The sequence below is a fragment of the Streptomyces bugieae genome, from assembly GCF_036352915.1.
Taxonomy (GTDB): Bacteria; Actinomycetota; Actinomycetes; order Streptomycetales; family Streptomycetaceae; genus Streptomyces; species Streptomyces endophytica.
The window spans coordinates 1,068,996-1,071,616 of the sequence record NZ_JAZBJP010000001.1; the positions used below are offsets into that span (position 1 = coordinate 1,068,996).

Here is a 2,621-nt window from a genome sequence, read left to right on the forward strand (position 1 = left end):
GTCCCGGTACGGGTGAAGGGGTGGGCGGTGCGGGTCAGACGGTCCAGCCGATCCGGGTGAAGCCGGCGCGGACGGAGGGGTGGTCGAGCATTCCCGCGTTGCGGAATGCGCGGAGGACGTTCTTGACGATCGGCACGTCCGGGGTGATCTCGAATCCGGCGTAGAGCGCTTCCACGGATGTGCGGGCCTGCTCGCGGTCCTCGATGAAGGAGCCGAGCAATTCGATGTTGAAGAGCTTCTCCGATTCGACGGAGAGGTACAGCAGGGTGAAGTCGGCGAGGTGGATGCCGATGGCCTGCCGGTAGTCCTCGGGGACCTCGGCCCACAGGTAGGTCATCAGGTCGTAGAAGAACGCGTAGTGCCGGGACTCGTCGTTCATGTGGTCGTTGACGTAGTACTTGATCGACGGGTGGACGCCGGGGCTGTTGAAGAACTCCACGAGTTCGCGGACGAGCGTGGTCTCGAAACAGCAGTTGGCGAGGATCTCGAAGACGTCGTGGTACTTCGGGTCGAGGTGTTTCTTGGTCTCGATGACCGCGCGCCGAGAGTCGGATATGGGGTAGTCGAGCGGCTTGAGGTCCGGGTGCTGCTCCTCCAGCTGCAGGATCATGTCCTGGGCGATGTAAACGTGGTAGTACTCGTCGATGATCACCGAGTAGGTGTTGAGCTTGGTCTCCTCGGAGAACTCCACCGGAAGGTCCGCGTAGAGGATTTTCGAGCAGGCCGCGACGATTTCCTTGATTTCCAGGTTCACGATGTCGTGCAGGTACTTGTAGAAGGACTGCACGAGGATGTCGTTCTTCGCCTTCCCGCCGAGCGAGGCGACCTCGTCGGCCAGCAGCAGCGGCTGCTTGTCCTCGGGGAAGAAGTAGCCCTCCTCCTCGAAGTCGATGGTCTTGCGGGGGCGGGTACGCACGGAGGAGCGGGACTCCCAGCGGACGGTGTACTCACCGGTCAGGCTGGACAGTGTCCGTCCGGTTTCGGGGGTTTCCTGGCCGTTTGCGTTCATGACGGGCCTCTTTCCGGGCGGCGGGTATCGCGGTGCGGGCCCCGCGCCCCTGGTGCGGGTGCATCCGCACGGCGGCTGCCGGTGGGCGCCGCCGTGCGGACGAAGGGAGGGGAGAAAGAAAGGTGGGAAGCCGAACTTCCCGTCGGTGGACGGCGGTTGTCAGCCGGCCTCGGGCACCGGCTCGGCTTCCACCTGGTCCGCCGCGCTCTGCTTCGGCTTGACGAAGGCCAGGGGCGCGGCGACGACCACGGCGACGGCCATGACTCCGGCGGTCACGATCGAGTCACCGGTGAACAGGCTGCTGGCGACGCCGGTGAGCAGCGTCACCAGCAGCGCCCGACCGCTCATGTTCAGCGAGGACGCGGCGCCCTGGAGCTCCGGGAAGACCGCCAGGGAGCGCCCGAAGATGACCGGGTAGACCGCGGCGAAGCCGACGCAGAAGACGGCGATGGGGCCGGTGGTCGCCCAGGCACCCTCGCCGAACACCAGGAACAGGGCGATGCCGAGGACGGTGGTGGCGATGCTGTAGACCACCGTGCGTTCCGGGCCGCCCAGCACCCCGATGAGCTTCGAGGCGAACAGGCTGGTCACGGCGAACGAGGCCACGATGATCAGCAGATGGCCGGCGAAGCCGATCGTGGACAGCCCGTAGGTGTCGGTGTAGAGGAACGAGCTGGACGCGATGAACACCATGTAGGCGGCGAACAGCAGGCTGGGGACGACCGAGGCCGCGAGGAACTCCTTGCTGGACAGCAGCTTGCGGTAGTCCGCGGCGACCTGACGGACGGTCACCTTTGCCCGCTCGCCCTTGGTCTCGGGCAGGAAGCACGCCATCAGCAGCAGCGAGACCAGCGTGATGCCGCAGACGGTGGCGTAGTTGCCGCGCCAGCCGATCGTGCGGTTGATGAGTCCGCCGAGCGCGGGTGCCGCCGTCATGAACGTGGACATCGCGGCGTTGGTGAGCCCGAACATCTTGAACAGCTCGGTGCCTTGGTAGACGTCGCCGATGATGACGAAGACCAGGACCACGGAGGTGCTGGCGCCGACGCCCTGGACGAGCCGGGAGCCGAGCAGGAACTCGATGTTGGGCGCGATCGCGCAGCCCAGCGCGCCGGCCAGCATGATCGTGTTGCCGATCAGCATGACCTTGCGCCGGCCGAACCGGTCGGAGAGCGGGCCGTAGGCCAGGGCGCCGAGGCAGTAGCCGAAGAAGTTGTAGGTGATCGTCAGCTGTACCGAGGACTCGGACGCCGTCAGGCTCTTGGCGATGTCCGGGAAGCTGGGCACGGACATGTCGAGTTCCATGATCGTGCCGACGAGCGTCACGACCAAAAGGGCAGGCAGATATCTGTGTTGTTTCATGGCCTCATGAAGGACGGACCTGATGGGAAGAAGGGATTGCGGGCACGCTGAGCAGAGCCGTGCCGGGATCGGCAGGCTCTGCGGTGCGGCTATGGTCTTCGGACCAAGGGCCACCAGGTGGCGTGGGCATTGAGAGGCCGTCGGCTCGCCCGTTCACCACCTGCGGCACGTAATGCCGGCTGCAACGTGTCCCCTTCTGCGTCAAGGCTGTCGTCACGCCCATCGTATGGGCGTGGTCGGACGGTGCAAC

At 65.5% G+C, this 2,621-nt stretch carries 2 protein-coding genes; both read right to left on the reverse strand.

Features of this window, described 5'->3' with window-relative positions; translation table 11 throughout:
• Positions 1-34 precede the first annotated feature (34 nt).
• Positions 35-1,009: a diiron oxygenase gene (locus tag V2J85_RS04990; RefSeq protein WP_261952878.1), complete on the reverse strand. Its 975-nt coding sequence runs from the start codon at positions 1,007-1,009 to the stop codon at positions 35-37.
• A 159-nt stretch (positions 1,010-1,168) separates the two neighbouring features.
• On the reverse strand, positions 1,169-2,371 hold the full coding sequence (locus V2J85_RS04995; RefSeq protein WP_261952877.1) for an MFS transporter: 1,203 nt from the start codon (positions 2,369-2,371) through the stop codon (positions 1,169-1,171).
• Positions 2,372-2,621: the final 250 nt, after the last annotated feature.